The 15,610-nt window shown below is 58.9% G+C and carries 11 protein-coding genes; all 11 read left to right on the forward strand.

The genetic code is table 11. The features are described from left to right. Positions 1 to 91: 91 nt before the first annotated feature. Positions 92 to 610 carry a 50S ribosomal protein L10 gene (rplJ, locus tag ACR0BZ_RS17635; RefSeq protein ID WP_209507785.1) on the forward strand — a complete coding sequence of 173 codons (519 nt, stop codon included), beginning with the start codon at positions 92 to 94 and terminating at the stop codon, positions 608 to 610. 79 nt (positions 611 to 689) lie between these two features. Then, positions 690 to 1,067, forward strand: a complete 378-nt coding sequence (gene rplL / locus ACR0BZ_RS17640) for a 50S ribosomal protein L7/L12 (protein WP_209507787.1) — start codon at positions 690 to 692, stop codon at positions 1,065 to 1,067. 250 nt (positions 1,068 to 1,317) lie between these two features. Next, the gene (gene rpoB / locus ACR0BZ_RS17645) at positions 1,318 to 5,454 is read left to right on the forward strand and encodes a DNA-directed RNA polymerase subunit beta (protein WP_267365333.1); all 4,137 of its coding nucleotides are present in this window, start codon (positions 1,318 to 1,320) and stop codon (positions 5,452 to 5,454) included. After that, a complete protein-coding gene (locus tag ACR0BZ_RS17650; protein WP_480920888.1) occupies positions 5,451 to 5,795 on the forward strand; it encodes a hypothetical protein in 345 nt (114 codons plus the stop codon). The genes rpoB and ACR0BZ_RS17650 overlap by 4 nt, the downstream gene beginning before the upstream one ends. Continuing rightward, the gene (rpoC, locus tag ACR0BZ_RS17655) at positions 5,792 to 10,033 is read left to right on the forward strand and encodes a DNA-directed RNA polymerase subunit beta' (RefSeq protein WP_480920889.1); all 4,242 of its coding nucleotides are present in this window, start codon (positions 5,792 to 5,794) and stop codon (positions 10,031 to 10,033) included. Before ACR0BZ_RS17650 ends, rpoC begins: the two co-directional genes overlap by 4 nt. Positions 10,034 to 10,244: 211 nt before the next feature. After that, positions 10,245 to 11,024 carry a hypothetical protein gene (locus ACR0BZ_RS17660; protein WP_480920890.1) on the forward strand — a complete coding sequence of 260 codons (780 nt, stop codon included), beginning with the start codon at positions 10,245 to 10,247 and terminating at the stop codon, positions 11,022 to 11,024. Positions 11,025 to 11,162: 138 nt separating this feature from the next. Then, positions 11,163 to 12,032, forward strand: coding sequence for a DMT family transporter (locus ACR0BZ_RS17665; protein WP_209598266.1), 870 nt, complete (start codon positions 11,163 to 11,165; stop codon positions 12,030 to 12,032). A 433-nt stretch (positions 12,033 to 12,465) separates the two neighbouring features. Continuing rightward, positions 12,466 to 12,837 (forward strand): 30S ribosomal protein S12, encoded by a 372-nt coding sequence (gene rpsL, locus ACR0BZ_RS17670; protein ID WP_005621086.1) that lies wholly within the window; start codon positions 12,466 to 12,468, stop codon positions 12,835 to 12,837. Between the two features lie 15 nt (positions 12,838 to 12,852). Then, positions 12,853 to 13,323, forward strand: coding sequence for a 30S ribosomal protein S7 (rpsG, locus tag ACR0BZ_RS17675; protein ID WP_039529242.1), 471 nt, complete (start codon positions 12,853 to 12,855; stop codon positions 13,321 to 13,323). An 18-nt stretch (positions 13,324 to 13,341) separates the two neighbouring features. Continuing rightward, positions 13,342 to 15,459 (forward strand): elongation factor G, encoded by a 2,118-nt coding sequence (gene fusA / locus ACR0BZ_RS17680; protein WP_480484702.1) that lies wholly within the window; start codon positions 13,342 to 13,344, stop codon positions 15,457 to 15,459. A gap of 60 nt (positions 15,460 to 15,519) precedes the next feature. Further along, on the forward strand, positions 15,520 to 15,610 hold a 91-nt coding region (locus ACR0BZ_RS17685; RefSeq protein ID WP_036223564.1), incomplete at its 3' end, for a GTP-binding protein.

Raw genomic sequence — 15,610 nt, forward strand, 5'->3', positions numbered from 1 at the left:
CCAATCCCGTAACAACGGACCTGAACGCCGGGGCGCAAGCCGCGGCAAATATGAGCCGGGGTGAGAACTCACCCCTAACTTGGAGAGAACTGTGGATAGAGCCCAGAAAGAGAAAGTGGTCGAGGAACTCGGCCAAATCTTCGAAAGCTCTGGCGTCGTAGTGGTTGCCCACTACGCCGGTCTGACAGTTGCCGAGATGCAGGACCTTCGCGCACGTGCACGTGACGCGGGTGGCTCCGTGCGTGTTGCCAAGAACAGGCTCGCCAAAATCGCCCTCGAGGGTAAGCCGTGTGCAAGCATGGCCGACCTGCTGACAGGGATGACCGTTCTGACCTATTCCGAGGACCCCGTGGCAGCAGCCAAGGTGGCCGAGGACTTCGCCAAGGATAACAAGAAATTTGAAATCCTCGGCGGTGCAATGGGCGAGAACGCTCTGGACCGCAAAGGCGTTGAAGCCGTTTCGAAAATGCCGTCTCGCGAGGAGCTTATTGCTTCGATCGTGGGCTGCATTGGCGCACCTGCTTCGAACATCGCCGGCGCGATTGGCGCACCTGCAAGCAATATCGCAAGCATCCTTTCCACCATCGAAGAGAAGGCGGAAGCTGCGTAAGCGGTTGGCACTGAATGATCTGCGTAGGGTACCTACCCTGACGTTGGAACACACATTGTAAACGGAAAGAGCTGATAAAATGGCTGATCTGAAAGCACTCGCAGAAAGCATCGTGGGTCTGACCCTGCTGGAAGCACAAGAACTGAAAACCATCCTCAAAGACGAATACGGCATCGAGCCCGCAGCTGGCGGCGCCGTAATGGTCGCAGCAGCTGGTGGCGACGCCGGTGGCGCAGCTGAGGAAGAAAAAACCGAATTCGACGTCGTTCTGAAGAACGCCGGCGCTTCGAAAATCAACGTGATCAAAGAAGTTCGCGGCATCACCGGTCTGGGCCTGAAAGAAGCCAAGGAACTGGTCGAAGCCGGCGGCAAGATCAAAGAAGGCGTGTCGAAAGACGAAGCCGAAGACGTCAAAGCCAAGCTGGAAGCAGCTGGCGCCGAAGTCGAGCTGGCCTAAGCCTGGTCTCAGGCGCATCGCTGATGCGCCGAAAATTTTGGCTGGATCCGGAGAAATCCGGGTCCAGCCGAACCTGTCTTAGAAAGGGCCTCACGGAATGGGGCGTTTTCTAAGACACGGTTTTCGGATCGGGAGGCCGCCTTCGGGACGGTGGCCACGAATTGATCCGGACGTGTTGTCTCGATTGTGCAAGATGCCGGGGCCCGACGGTGTCTTTGCCCGCTGAGAACATCGAAAGGTGACATCTGACATGGCTCAAACGTTCCTTGGCCAGAAACGTCTTCGTAAATATTACGGCAAAATCCGCGAAGTACTGGAGATGCCGAACCTCATTGAGGTACAGAAATCTTCTTATGATCTTTTCCTGCGCTCCGGCGATGCAGAACAGCCCACAGACGGCGAAGGCATCAAAGGCGTGTTCCAATCGGTTTTCCCGATCAAGGATTTCAACGAAACCTCTGTTTTGGAGTTCGTGAAATACGATCTGGAGAAACCCAAATACGACGTCGAAGAGTGCATGCAGCGCGACATGACCTACAGCGCACCGCTGAAGGTTACCCTGCGCCTGATCGTGTTCGATGTTGATGAGGACACCGGCGCGAAATCGGTAAAAGACATCAAGGAACAGGATGTCTTCATGGGCGACATGCCCCTGATGACCCCGAACGGCACCTTTGTCGTCAACGGCACCGAGCGTGTGATCGTCTCCCAGATGCACCGCTCGCCCGGTGTGTTCTTTGACCACGACAAGGGTAAAACCCATTCCTCGGGCAAGCTGCTGTTTGCCTGCCGCATCATCCCGTATCGCGGCAGCTGGCTGGACTTCGAGTTTGATGCCAAGGATATCGTGTTCGCCCGTATCGACCGCCGCCGCAAACTGCCTGTGACAACCCTGCTTTATGCGCTGGGTCTGGATCAGGAAGCGATCATGGACGCGTATTACAAAACCGTGTCCTACAAGCTGGACAAGAAGAAGGGCTGGGTCACACCGTTCTTCCCCGAGCGTGTTCGCGGCACTCGTCCAACCTATGATCTGATCGACGCGAAATCAGGTGAGGTGATTGCCGAGGCAGGCAAGAAAGTCACCCCGCGCGCGGTCAAAAAGCTGATCGACGAGGGCACCGTCACCGAACTGCTGGTTCCGTTCGATCACATCGTTGGCAAGTTTGTCGCCAAGGACATCATCAACGAAGAAAACGGCGCGATCTATGTCGAAGCCGGTGACGAACTGACGCTGGAATATGACAAGGATGGCGACCTGATCGGCGGTACCGCAAAGGAACTGATCGACGCGGGCATCACCGATATTCCGGTTCTCGACATCGATAACGTCAATGTCGGTCCCTACATGCGCAACACCATGGCGCAGGACAAGAACATGAACCGCGAAAGCGCGCTCATGGATATCTACCGCGTCATGCGTCCGGGTGAACCGCCCACCGTCGAAGCGGCGTCGGCCCTGTTCGACACCCTGTTCTTCGACAGCGAGCGGTATGACCTGTCGGCCGTTGGCCGCGTGAAGATGAACATGCGCCTGGCTCTGGACGCGCCGGATACCCTGCGTACCCTGCGTCGCGAAGACATCGTGGCCTGCGTCAAGGCTCTGGTCGAACTGCGCGACGGCAAAGGCGACGTGGACGATATCGACCACCTCGGCAACCGTCGTGTGCGTTCGGTCGGCGAACTGATGGAAAACCAGTACCGCGTCGGTCTGCTGCGTATGGAGCGCGCGATCAAAGAGCGTATGTCGTCGGTCGAGATCGACACCGTCATGCCGCAGGACCTGATCAACGCGAAACCCGCTGCTGCTGCTGTGCGCGAATTCTTCGGCTCGTCGCAGCTGTCGCAGTTCATGGACCAGACCAACCCGCTGTCGGAAGTCACCCACAAACGCCGTCTCTCGGCGCTTGGCCCCGGTGGTCTGACGCGTGAACGTGCGGGCTTTGAGGTACGCGACGTGCACCCGACCCACTATGGCCGGATGTGCCCGATTGAAACGCCGGAAGGCCCGAACATCGGTCTGATCAACTCGCTGGCCACTTTCGCCCGCGTGAACAAGTATGGCTTCATCGAAACACCTTACCGCGTCGTCAAGGACGCCGAGGTGACCGATGAGGTTCACTACATGTCCGCGACCGAGGAAATGCGTCACACCGTGGCGCAGGCGAACGCGACGCTGGACAAGAACGGCAAGTTCATCAACGATCTGGTTTCGACCCGTCAGGCAGGCGACTACACCCTTGCCCCGCGCGAGAATGTGGACCTGATCGACGTGTCGCCGAAACAGCTGGTTTCGGTTGCTGCATCGCTGATCCCGTTCCTTGAAAATGACGACGCCAACCGCGCTCTGATGGGCTCGAACATGCAACGTCAGGCGGTTCCGCTGCTGCGGGCCGAGGCACCGCTGGTCGGTACCGGGATCGAGGAGAAGGTCGCGATCGACTCGGGTGCTGCGATTCAGGCGAAACGCGCCGGCATCATCGACCAGGTCGATGCCCAGCGTATCGTTATCCGTGCCACCGAGGATCTGGAACTGGGTGACGCTGGCGTTGATATCTATCGTCTGCGCAAGTTCCAGCGTTCGAACCAGAACACCTGCATCAACCAGCGTCCGCTGATCAAGGTGGGTGACACCGTCCAGAAGGGCGAGGTCATTGCCGACGGTCCGTCGACCGATATGGGTGAACTGGCCCTTGGTAAGAACGTGGTCGTCGCGTTCATGCCGTGGAACGGTTACAACTACGAAGACTCGATCCTGATCTCGGAACGTATCGCGCGTGATGACGTCTTTACCTCGGTCCATATCGAGGAATTCGAAGTCGCCGCCCGTGACACCAAGCTGGGCCCGGAAGAGATCACCCGCGACATCCCCAACGTCGGTGAAGAAGCGCTGCGCAACCTCGACGAGGCGGGCATCGTTTACATCGGCGCGGATGTTGAGCCGGGCGATATTCTGGTCGGCAAGATCACTCCGAAGGGCGAAAGCCCGATGACCCCGGAAGAAAAGCTGCTGCGCGCCATCTTTGGTGAAAAAGCATCTGACGTGCGCGACACCTCGCTGCGCGTGAAGCCGGGCGACTACGGTACGGTCGTCGAGGTTCGCGTCTTCAACCGTCACGGCGTCGAGAAAGACGAGCGTGCGCTGCAGATCGAGCGTGAGGAAGTCGAACGTCTGGCCCGTGACCGGGACGACGAGCTGGCGATCCTTGACCGCAACATCTATGCGCGTCTGCAAGGTCTGATCCTGGGCAAAACCGCTGTCAAAGGCCCGAAAGGCGTCAAGGCAGGGTCGGTGATCACCGAGGATCTGCTGGACACCCTGACCCGTGGTCAATGGTGGCAGCTGGCGCTGGAAGACGAGCAGGACGCACAGATCGTCGAGGCCCTGAACGAGCAGTACGAAGTGCAAAAGCGCGCTCTGGATGCCCGTTTCGAGGATAAGGTCGAGAAAGTCCGCCGTGGCGACGACCTGCCGCCGGGTGTGATGAAGATGGTCAAAGTCTTCATCGCCGTGAAGCGCAAGTTGCAGCCGGGCGACAAGATGGCCGGTCGTCACGGGAACAAAGGTGTGATCTCCAAGGTTGTTCCGATGGAAGACATGCCGTTCCTGGCCGATGGGACCCCGGTCGACTTCTGTCTGAACCCGCTGGGTGTGCCTTCGCGTATGAACGTCGGTCAGATCCTTGAAACCCACATGGGTTGGGCCGCGCGCGGTCTGGGTCTGAACATCGATGAGGCACTGGGTGAATACCGCCGTTCCGGCGACCTGACCCCGGTGCGCGAGGCGATGAAGCTGGCCTATGGCGAAGATGTCTACGAAGAAGGCATCACTGGCATGGACGAGGAAACGCTGATTGAGGCAGCGGGCAACGTGACCCGCGGTGTTCCGATCGCAACCCCGGTCTTTGACGGTGCCAAAGAGGCTGACGTCAACGACGCGCTGGTGCGTGCGGGCTTCTCGGAAAGCGGTCAGTCGGTTCTGTTCGACGGTCGTACGGGTGAGCAATTTGCACGTCCGGTGACCGTGGGCATCAAGTACCTGCTGAAACTGCACCACCTGGTGGACGACAAGATCCACGCGCGTTCGACCGGGCCGTACAGCCTGGTCACCCAGCAGCCGCTGGGTGGTAAGGCGCAGTTCGGTGGTCAGCGCTTTGGTGAGATGGAAGTCTGGGCTCTGGAAGCTTACGGCGCCGCCTACACCCTGCAGGAGATGCTCACCGTGAAATCGGATGACGTCGCCGGCCGGACCAAGGTCTATGAGTCGATCGTCAAGGGCGAGGATAACTTTGAAGCGGGCGTACCGGAATCGTTCAACGTTCTGGTGAAAGAAGTCCGCGGCCTCGGCCTGAATATGGAACTCCTGGATGCGGAGGTCGATGAGTGAGAGCTATGGTAGCAATAGCTATCTCACCGGTTGCTTTGAGTGCCTGCCAAGTGATTGGCGGGTACGCAGCGTATGATGCCTCAACGGGCAAGTATTACGCTGTAGCTGAGTCTCATGCCACAAGCCAAAACGGCATGTGGTGCCCGACCGAAAATGGCTTCGGTTGGAACTGGGGCGAGCCGGTGGAAACTCCTCCAATCCGCAAGAACCTCAAACGTATAGACGTTCCCACATTTGACGAGCCGCGCGTGGGTCGCGTCACTGACGAAGAAATCAAGTGGCGCAATTACCGCCGTGGAACATTCTACGAATGCCCGGAGCTTGGAAAGGAAATCCAATGAACCAGGAAATCACCAACAACCCGTTCAACCCGCTGACGCCCCCGAAGGTTTTCGACGAGATCAAGGTCTCGCTGGCATCGCCCGAGCGGATTCTGTCTTGGTCCTATGGCGAGATCAAGAAACCCGAAACCATCAACTACCGGACGTTCAAGCCCGAGCGTGACGGTCTGTTCTGCGCGCGAATCTTTGGCCCGATCAAAGACTACGAATGCCTGTGCGGCAAATATAAGCGGATGAAGTATCGCGGCGTTGTCTGCGAGAAATGCGGTGTGGAAGTCACCCTGCAGAAAGTCCGCCGCGAGCGTATGGGCCACATCGAACTGGCCGCGCCCGTTGCACATATCTGGTTCCTGAAATCGCTCCCGTCCCGCATCGGTCTGATGCTGGACATGACGCTGCGCGATCTGGAACGCGTTCTGTACTTTGAAAACTATGTCGTCATCGAGCCCGGTCTGACTGACCTGACCTACGGCCAGATGCTGACCGAAGAAGAGTACATGGATGCGCAGGATGCCTTTGGCATGGACGCGTTCACCGCCAATATCGGTGCCGAAGCCATCCGTGAGATGCTGGCCCAGATCGATCTGGAAGCCGAAGCCGAGCAGCTGCGCGCTGATCTGGCCGAAGCCACAGGCGAGTTGAAGCCCAAGAAGATCATCAAGCGTCTGAAGGTTGTTGAATCCTTCCTCGAGTCGGGCAACCGTCCCGAATGGATGGTCATGACCGTGATCCCGGTCATCCCGCCGGAACTGCGCCCGCTGGTTCCGCTGGATGGTGGCCGTTTCGCGACCTCGGATCTGAACGATCTGTATCGCCGCGTGATCAACCGGAACAACCGTCTGAAGCGCCTGATCGAACTGCGTGCGCCTGACATCATCGTCCGCAACGAAAAGCGGATGCTGCAGGAATCCGTGGACGCTCTGTTCGACAACGGCCGTCGAGGCCGCGTGATCACCGGCGCCAACAAGCGTCCGCTGAAATCGCTGTCAGACATGCTGAAAGGTAAGCAGGGCCGCTTCCGTCAGAACCTTCTGGGGAAACGCGTCGACTTCTCGGGCCGTTCGGTCATCGTGACCGGTCCGGAGCTTAAGCTGCACCAGTGTGGTCTGCCCAAGAAGATGGCGCTGGAGCTGTTCAAGCCGTTCATCTACTCGCGCCTTGAAGCCAAAGGTCTGTCTTCGACCGTGAAACAGGCGAAGAAACTGGTCGAGAAAGAGCGTCCCGAAGTTTGGGATATCCTCGACGAGGTGATCCGTGAACACCCTGTCATGCTGAACCGTGCGCCGACGCTGCACCGTCTTGGCATTCAGGCGTTCGAACCGGTTCTGATCGAAGGCAAAGCCATTCAGCTGCACCCCCTGGTCTGTTCGGCCTTCAACGCCGACTTCGACGGCGACCAGATGGCCGTTCACGTCCCGCTGAGCCTTGAGGCACAGCTGGAAGCCCGCGTTCTGATGATGTCGACGAACAACGTTCTGTCGCCTGCAAACGGCGCGCCGATTATCGTTCCGTCGCAGGACATGATCCTGGGTCTGTACTATGTGTCGCTGGAACGTGCGGGCATGCCGGGCGAAGGCAAGGTCTTTGGTTCGATCGACGAAGTTCAGCACGCGCTGGATGCGGGTGAGGTGCATTTGCACACCAAAATCACCGCGCGGATCACGCAGATCGACGAAGAAGGCAACGAAGTTCAGAAGCGCTATGAAACCACTCCGGGCCGTCTGCGTCTGGGTGCCCTGCTGCCGATGAACAACAAGGCACCGTTCGATCTGGTCAACCGCCTGTTGCGGAAGAAAGAAGTGCAGCAGGTGATCGACACCGTCTACCGCTACTGCGGTCAGAAAGAGTCGGTTATCTTCTGTGACCAGATCATGTCGATGGGCTTCAAAGAAGCGTTCAGGGCGGGCATCTCGTTCGGCAAGGACGACATGGTCATTCCAGACGACAAGTGGGGCATCGTTGATGACACCCGCGATCAGGTGAAAGACTTCGAACAGCAGTACATGGACGGCCTGATCACTCAGGGCGAAAAGTACAACAAGGTTGTCGATGCCTGGTCGAAGTGTAACGACCGTGTGACCGAGGCGATGATGAGCACCATCTCGAACGTCGCCAAGGCCAAAGACGGGTCTGACATGGAACCGAACTCGGTCTACATGATGGCCCACTCCGGTGCGCGGGGCTCGGTCACTCAGATGAAACAGCTGGGCGGTATGCGCGGCCTGATGGCCAAGCCGAACGGTGACATCATCGAGACGCCGATCATCTCGAACTTCAAGGAAGGTCTGACCGTTCTTGAATACTTCAACTCGACCCACGGTGCCCGTAAGGGTCTGTCGGATACCGCTCTGAAGACGGCGAACTCGGGTTACCTGACCCGTCGTCTGGTGGACGTGGCGCAGGACTGCATCGTTCGTGAGATCGACTGCGGCACCGAGCGCGCAATCACGGCCGAAGCCGCAGTCAACGACGGTGAGGTTGTCGCCTCGCTGGCCGAGCGTATCCTGGGTCGTGTGGCGGCTGACGATATCCTGCGTCCGGGTACGGATGAGGTGCTTGTTGCGGCTGGTCAGCTGATCGACGAACGTATGGCAGACACCATCGACGAAGCGGGCGTTCAGTCGACCCGGATCCGCTCACCTCTGACCTGCGAGTCCGAGGAAGGCGTCTGTGCCACCTGCTACGGTCGTGACCTTGCTCGCGGTACCATGGTGAACACGGGTGAGGCTGTCGGCATCATCGCCGCCCAGTCCATCGGTGAACCCGGTACACAGCTGACGATGCGGACCTTCCACATCGGTGGTGTTGCGCAAGGTGGTCAGCAGTCGTTCCAGGAAGCCAGCCAGGCTGGTGTCGTATCCTTCGAGAACCCGCAGATCCTGGTCAATGCCGCAGGCGAAAGCCTTGTCATGGGCCGGAACATGAAGCTGGTGATCAAGGACGATCACGGCGAAGAGCGCGCCAGCCACAAGCTGGGCTATGGCTCCAAGCTGTTCGTCAAGGAAGGCACCAAGGTGGCCCGCGGCGACAAGCTGTTCGAATGGGATCCCTACACCTTGCCGATCATCGCCGAGAAAGCCGGTACCACCAAATACGTCGATCTGGTTTCGGGCCTTGCCGTCCGTGACGAGACCGACGAAGCAACCGGCATGACCCAGAAGATCGTGATCGACTGGCGCGCCGCCCCCCGTGGCAGCGACCTCAAGCCCGAGATCATTCTGGTCGGTGACGATGGCGAACCGGTCCGCAACGATGCGGGCAACCCGGTTCACTATCCGATGTCGGTGGATGCGATCCTGTCGGTCGAAGATGGCCAGAAGATCCAAGCCGGTGACGTTGTTGCGCGTATTCCGCGTGAAGGTGCCAAGACCAAGGACATCACTGGTGGTCTGCCGCGTGTGGCCGAACTGTTCGAAGCCCGCCGTCCGAAAGATCACGCAATCATCGCAGAAGCTGATGGTTACGTGCGCTTTGGCCGCGACTACAAGAACAAGCGCCGCATCAGCATCGAACCGGCTGACGAGTCGCTGGAACCCATCGAGTACATGGTACCCAAGGGCAAGCACATCCCTGTTGTCGAAGGCGACTTCGTACAGAAGGGCGACTACATCATGGACGGTAACCCGGCCCCGCATGACATCCTGTCCATCATGGGTGTCGAGGCGCTGGCAAACTACATGATCGACGAAGTGCAGGACGTGTATCGTCTGCAAGGCGTGAAGATCAACGACAAGCACATCGAAGTCATCGTGCGCCAGATGCTGCAGAAGTGGGAGATCCTGGATTCAGGTGACACCACCCTGCTGAAAGGCGAACATGTCGACAAGCAGGAGTTCGACGCAGCCAACGAAAAGACCATCGCCCGCGGTGGTCGTCCGGCACAGGGCGAGCCGATCCTCTTGGGGATCACCAAAGCTTCGTTGCAGACGCGATCGTTCATCTCGGCGGCGTCGTTCCAGGAAACCACCCGCGTACTGACCGAAGCGTCCGTGCAGGGCAAAAAGGACAAGCTAGTCGGCCTGAAAGAGAACGTCATCGTTGGTCGCCTGATCCCCGCCGGTACCGGTGGGGCCACACAGGCCGTCCGCCACATCGCGCAGTCGCGCGACAATGTGGTGATCGAAGCCCGCCGGGAAGAGGCCGAAGCGGCCGCTGCCCTGGCTGCACCGATCATGGATGATGATCTGGTCGGGGATGAGCTGGACGTTCTGGTGGAAACACCCGAAAGCCGCGAGTAATCGCCCTATTGACAAGTTAAGGAAGGCCCCGCGATTTCGCGGGGCCTTTCGTTTTTGCAGGGTTGAAACGCGCACCACGCTTAGGGCGGTTCCAGACCACTGGCATATCGCGCTCGCCGTATGAGACCTTCAATAACAGCAGGGTTTTTCTGATTTAGCCTAAACTGTGCTACCATCCGCCTTGAATTCACACAGGTGACGGGGGTGGATGATGAGAAATGTCACAAAGCTGTCGCGCGTATTTTCGGTTTTCGGTCTGGGCCTGATGGCCGCCTGCACGGATTATGCCTATGTGGGGATGCCGCCGGGCCAGCCATCGCGTGAGATCGTGATCCCGAACGGCACGACGCGCCTGATCCCGATATCCGGCTCGATCGTCGGGCTGGCATATGATGAGCCGCGACGGCGAATCTTCCTGCGCAATCTTCCCGGCACCCAACTACAGGAGTTGGACCGAAATGGCCGTGTCCTGCGTACCTTTGCGGCACAGCGGGTTCCGGCCGGATGCGGTGGCATCACACCTGACGAGTTTCCCATCAAGGAATGCGGGTTGGCCATTCGGGGTAGCGACGGCCATCTGTTCCTCGACCATCCGAACGGGGTGATGATCGCGGAACTGACCCGCGACGGGCAATTCGTGCGCAACATAACCCTTAGCCAGCCACAGGGGCCGATTGGCGGGCTGGCCTTTGACGAAACGACCGGCACGCTTTATGTGCTGTTCATCCGAAATCGCCTGATCGCCGAGGTGGATTTGAACGGCACGGTGCTTAGGACAATCCGGGCGACCAATCCATCGGTCGGCGCAGCGGTGCAGATCGAACGCTTTGGCCTTGGCATCAATTCCAAACGCCGCGAGCTTTATGTTGCGCTTCAGAACGGCAACCAGCTTGGCGTTCTGGACATGTCCGGCGGGTTGATCGCAACGCACACGCTCAGCGCCGGGGTGGCTGTGGAAGGTATCGGAGGCGGTCGGGTCTCTGGTCTATGATGGGGGCTCAGAAGGCGTTTTCGGCCCGCTCCCAACGCGTCGGAGCGTAATTCTTGCGCTGATCTGATTTGATGCGTTGACAGGCGGCTGTCCGGTTGGGCCAATGGCCCGATCACTCTGCGCAGGGCCAAATCTGACATGAACCCAAACACCAAAGGTGCCTTGCTGATGATGGGCAGCATGGCGGCCTTCACCCTGAACGACACTTTGGTCAAGGTCGCGCTTCGGGATCTGCCATTGTTCCAACTGGTGGCCATGCGGGGCGTTCTGGCCGTTTTCCTTGTCTACGGTCTTGCCCGCTATCTGGGCGCGCTGCACCTCAATTTCTCAAACCACGACCGGTGGCTGGTTGCGCTGCGCAGTCTGGCCGAACTGTCGGCCACCTTCTTTTTCCTGACAGCGCTCAAGAACATGCCGCTTGCCAATGTGACGGCCATTCTGCAGGCGCTGCCCCTGACCGTGACGCTGGGCGCGGCGCTGGTCTTCTCCGAACAGGTCGGCTGGCGGCGCATATTGGCGATTGCCATTGGTTTTGGTGGCATGGTTTTGATCGTCAGACCCGGTCCTGACGGCTTCAGCCTGTATTCCATCTACGCGCTGATAGCAGTGGCTTCGATCACGGTTCGCGATCTGGTGACGCGACGCATGTCGCCCCAGGTTCCGTCAATGGTGGTGACGTTGGCGACGTCTCTTTCCATCACCGTGGCCGCAGCGATTGCTTCGGTGTTTGAAGGATGGGTTCCGGTTTCCGGCGCTGCGGGTTCTCTGGTTGCGGCGGCGGCCGTGTTCGTCCTGATGGGCTATCTGTTCAGCGTCATGGTCATGCGTCAGGGCGATGTCGGGTTCATCGCGCCGTTTCGCTATTCCAGCCTGATCTGGGCCCTGGGGTTGGGTTGGGCCGTATTCGATGAATGGCCTGACGGTTTGACCATGCTGGGTGCAACTCTGATCGTGGCCGCCGGACTGTTCACGCTGTTCCGGGAACGCGCGCGTCGGGAAGCGGCGTGAACCTGCGTGACAAAGCTCTGAACACTGGTTATCCGAGGGCGAGATCCGGCCTCCGGTTGCGGGCTTGGTTCGGTATTGGCGCTTCTGGTGCAGGGCGGTTTTATGAACCCGGTTGAGCCCGCGCACCCACATCGGCACGGCCCGGATCAGCCTATTGCCGGGCAACCGGTATCGTGCTGTTGACACTCGGGCCGACTCCCCCTATTACGCGCGTCATCTCGGTGCCGGGGGCCGCCCCATAGCCGATTCCAGTAATGAGCTGGTCAAGGCCCGGACAATTTTGCAGTTCGCGCCCTCTGAGAAACAACCGCGACGTTCACCTCGGAATGGGAACGCTCGTGGGTTTTGCGCTTGTGGACGCATAAGCGCAGCGAAGTTAGCCGCACGCCAGCTGCGTGCATGTCATGTGTTGCAAAACGGGGAAGAAACCGGAATGCCAACTATTCAACAGCTGATCCGCAAACCGCGGCAGCCCAAAGTAAAACGCTCGAAGTCCATGCACCTGGAGCAGTGCCCGCAGAAACGCGGCGTCTGCACACGTGTTTACACCACCACACCGAAGAAACCGAACTCGGCTATGCGTAAGGTTGCCAAGGTGCGCCTGACCAACGGGTTCGAGGTCATCTCGTACATCCCCGGTGAAAGCCACAACCTTCAGGAACACTCGGTTGTTCTGATCCGTGGCGGCCGTGTGAAAGACCTTCCCGGTGTGCGTTACCACATCCTGCGCGGTGTTCTGGATACTCAGGGCGTCAAAGACCGTAAGCAACGCCGTTCGAAATACGGCGCGAAGCGTCCCAAGTAAGAAGGAGAGGCTGATATGTCACGTCGTCACGCCGCCGAAAAACGCGAAGTCCTGCCTGACGCCAAGTTTGGCGATAAGGTTCTGACCAAATTCATGAACAACCTGATGATCGACGGCAAGAAGTCGGTCGCCGAGCGCATCGTCTACAACGCCTTCGACCGCGTTGAGAACAAGATCAAGCGCGCGCCCGTCGAAGTGTTCCACGAAGCACTCGACAACATCAAACCGTCGGTTGAGGTTCGCTCGCGCCGGGTTGGTGGTGCAACCTATCAGGTTCCGGTCGAAGTCCGCCCCGAGCGCCGCGAAGCACTGGCCATCCGCTGGCTGATCACCGCTGCGCGCGGCCGCAATGAAAACACCATGGAAGAACGCCTCGCCGGTGAACTGCTGGACGCTGTACAGTCCCGCGGTACCGCCGTGAAGAAGCGCGAAGACACCCACAAGATGGCCGAGGCGAACAAAGCCTTCAGCCATTACCGTTGGTAATCCCAGAGGCTTATCCAAATGGCACGCGAATATCCGCTCGAACTATACCGTAACTTCGGTATCATGGCGCACATCGACGCAGGTAAGACCACCTGCTCGGAGCGTATCCTGTATTACACTGGTAAATCCCACAACATCGGTGAGGTGCACGATGGTGCAGCCACCATGGACTGGATGGAGCAGGAGCAGGAACGCGGCATCACCATCACTTCGGCTGCGACCACCACCTTCTGGGAACGCACCGAAGACGGTCAGACCGCCGATACCCCCAAGCACCGCCTGAACATCATCGACACCCCCGGCCACGTTGACTTCACCATCGAAGTCGAACGCTCGCTGGCGGTTCTCGACGGTGCCGTCTGCGTTCTCGACGCAAACGCCGGTGTTGAACCCCAGACCGAAACTGTGTGGCGTCAGGCTGACCGCTACAAGGTTCCGCGTATGGTTTTCGTCAACAAGATGGACAAGATCGGCGCAGACTTCTTCAACTGCGTTCGCATGATCGAAGACCGTACCGGCGCACGCGCTGTTCCGGTTGGTATTCCGATCGGTGCCGAAACCGAGCTGGAAGGCCTGGTTGATCTGGTCACCATGGAAGAGTGGCTGTGGCAGGGCGAAGACCTTGGTGCAAGCTGGGTCAAAGCTCCGATCCGCGACAGCCTGAAAGACATGGCTGACGAATGGCGCGGCAAGATGATCGAAGCGGCCGTCGAAGAAGACGACGACGCGATGATGGCCTATCTGGAAGGCGAAGAGCCCGACGTTCCGACCCTGCGCAAACTGCTGCGCAAAGGCACGCTGGCGCTGCATTTCGTACCCGTTCTGGGAGGCTCGGCGTTCAAGAACAAAGGCGTTCAGCCGCTGCTCAACGCTGTGATCGACTATCTGCCCAGCCCGCTGGACGTTGTTGATTACATGGGCTTCAAACCCGGCGACGAGGAAGAAGTTCGTAACATCGCACGTCGTGCCGATGACGACATGGCCTTCTCGGGTCTGGCGTTCAAAATCATGAACGACCCCTTCGTTGGTTCGCTGACCTTCACCCGCGTTTACTCGGGCACCATGAACAAGGGCGACTCGATCCTGAACTCGACCAAAGGCAAGAAAGAGCGCATCGGTCGTATGATGATGATGCACTCCAACAACCGGGAAGAGATCGAAGAAGCGTTTGCAGGCGACATCATCGCGCTGGCGGGTCTGAAAGACACCACCACCGGTGACACTCTGTGCGATGCGAAGGATCCGGTGGTTCTGGAAACCATGACCTTCCCCGATCCGGTGATCGAGATCGCGGTCGAGCCCAAAACCAAGGGCGACCAGGAAAAGATGTCTCAGGGTCTGGCCCGTCTGGCCGCCGAAGACCCGTCCTTCCGCGTGGAAACCGACCTGGAATCGGGTCAGACCATCATGAAGGGCATGGGCGAACTTCACCTGGACATCCTGGTGGACCGTCTCAAGCGCGAGTTCAAGGTCGAAGCCAACATCGGTGCGCCTCAGGTGGCTTATCGTGAAACCATCTCGATGCCGGTCGAACACACCTATACCCACAAGAAACAGTCGGGTGGTTCGGGTCAGTTCGCCGAAGTCAAGCTGGAGATCCAGCCCACTGAGGCAGGCGAAGGTTACTCGTTCGAAAGCCGCATCGTTGGTGGTGCCGTTCCGAAGGAATACATCCCCGGTGTTGAAAAAGGCATCAACTCGGTCATGGACAGCGGCCCTCTGGCTGGCTTCCCCGTGATCGACTTCAAGGTTGCCCTGCTGGACGGTAAGTTCCACGACGTTGACTCGAGCGTTCTGGCGTTCGAAATCGCGGCCCGTATGTGTATGCGTGAAGGCATGCGCAAAGCTGGCGCGAAGCTGCTGGAACCGATCATGAAGGTCGAAGTGATCACCCCGGAAGAATACACCGGCGGTATCATCGGCGACCTGACCTCGCGTCGGGGCCAGGTGTCTGGTCAGGAACCGCGCGGCAACGCGATCGCGATCGATGCGTTTGTTCCGCTGGCGAACATGTTCGGCTACATCAACACCCTGCGTTCGATGTCGTCGGGCCGCGCCCAGTTCACCATGCAGTTCGACCACTACGATCCGGTTCCGCAGAACATCTCGGACGAGATCCAGGCGAAATACGCATAAGCGACGATTTGAGGGAGCGCCGTTCCGGGGCTCCCTTCATTACAGAAAAAGGAGGCCATCATGGCAAAGGAAAAGTTTGAGCGTAATAAGCCGCACGTCAACATCGGCACGATTGGGCATGTTGACCACGGCAAGACGACGCTGACCGCAG

The sequence above is a fragment of the Ruegeria sp. P8 genome (genome assembly GCF_056534665.1).